Source organism: Nocardia sp. NPDC059236, from assembly GCF_042754085.1.
In the GTDB taxonomy this organism is placed as follows: Bacteria; Actinomycetota; Actinomycetes; order Mycobacteriales; family Mycobacteriaceae; genus Nocardia.
In genome coordinates, this window is the sequence record NZ_JBHZAF010000081.1 from 1 (window position 1) to 1,298 (window position 1,298).

Annotated in this window: 2 protein-coding genes; both read left to right on the forward strand. The window is 71.2% G+C overall.

What is annotated here, in order from left to right:
• Positions 1–601, forward strand: a 601-nt coding sequence (locus tag ACFXIV_RS47995) for an electron transfer flavoprotein subunit beta/FixA family protein (RefSeq protein ID WP_379421549.1), incomplete at its 5' end; no start/stop codon positions are given.
• An 87-nt stretch (positions 602–688) separates the two neighbouring features.
• Positions 689–1,298: electron transfer flavoprotein subunit alpha/FixB family protein (locus tag ACFXIV_RS48000; RefSeq protein WP_379421550.1), on the forward strand; the 610-nt coding region annotated here is incomplete at its 3' end.

The following is a 1,298-nucleotide window of genomic DNA, read 5'->3' on the forward strand; positions in this document are numbered from 1 at the left end:
CTCCGAGCTGGACGAGTACGCGGTCGAGCAGGCACTGCAGATCGCGGATTCGGACGAGGTCGACGACGCGGAGATCACCGTGCTCACCGTCGGCCCGGAGGACGCCAAGGACGCCCTGCGCAAGGCGCTGTCCATGGGCGCGGACAAGGCGGTGCACGTCGAGGACGACGACCTGCACGGCACCGACGCGCTCGGCACCTCCTACGTCCTGGCCAAGGCCATCGAGAAGACCGGATACGACCTGGTCGTGTGCGGTATGGCCTCCACCGACGGCACGATGGGCGTGCTGCCCGCGATGCTCGCCGAGCGGCTGGGCGTGCCGCAGGTGACGCTGCTGTCGGAGGTCTCCGTCACCGACCAGTCGGGCGAGGCGCGTTACCCCTCCTTCAAGGGCATCATGGCCGCCAAGAAGAAGCCCGTCGAGTCGCTGGACCTCGACGACCTGGACATCGAGGCCGAAGAGGTCGGCCTGGAGGGCGCCTGGACCAAGGTCGAGGACGTGGCCGAGCGCCCGGCGCGCACCGCGGGCACCGTCGTCAAGGACGAGGGCGACGGCGGCAAGCAGCTGGCCGCCTTCCTCGCGGAGCGCAAGTTCGTCTAAGGCAGCCCGGCGCGCCGCGGTTCCCCGCGCGCCCGGTCGCGCACCTTCCCTCCGACCTCCCTTTGATCTTCCGCAGGAGAGCACCCCATGGCTGAAGTCCTTGTCTACGTCGATCACGTGGACGGCGCCGTCCGCAAGCCCACCCTCGAACTGCTGACCCTCGCCCGCCGGCTGGGCGACCCGGTCGCCGTGCACCTCGGCCCGAAAGCCGAGGACGCCGCCAAGACGCTCGGCGAGTACGGCGCCACCCGTGTACTGGCCGCCGACGCGCCGGAGTTCGCCGACTACCTCGTCGTCCCCAAGGTGGACGCGCTGCAGGCCGCCTACGAGTCCGTCTCGCCCGCCGCAGTGCTGGTCCCCTCCTCCGCCGAGGGCAAGGAGATCGCCGCACGTCTCGCGGTGCGCCTCGGCTCCGGCATCGTCACCGACGCCGTCGACCTGGAGGCCGGTGACGAGGGCCCGGTGACCACGCAGTCGGTCTTCGCCGCCGCGTTCACCACCAAGTCCCGGATCACCAAGGGCACCCCGGTCATCACCGTCAAGCCGAACTCGGCCACCCCGGAGGCCTCCTCCGCCGCCGGTACGGTCGAGCAGCTGTCGGTGAGCTTCGGCGAAGCGGCCACCGGCACCAAGGTCACCTCGCGTACCCCGCGCGAGTCCACCGGCCGCCCCGAGCTGACCGAGGCCGCCATCGTGG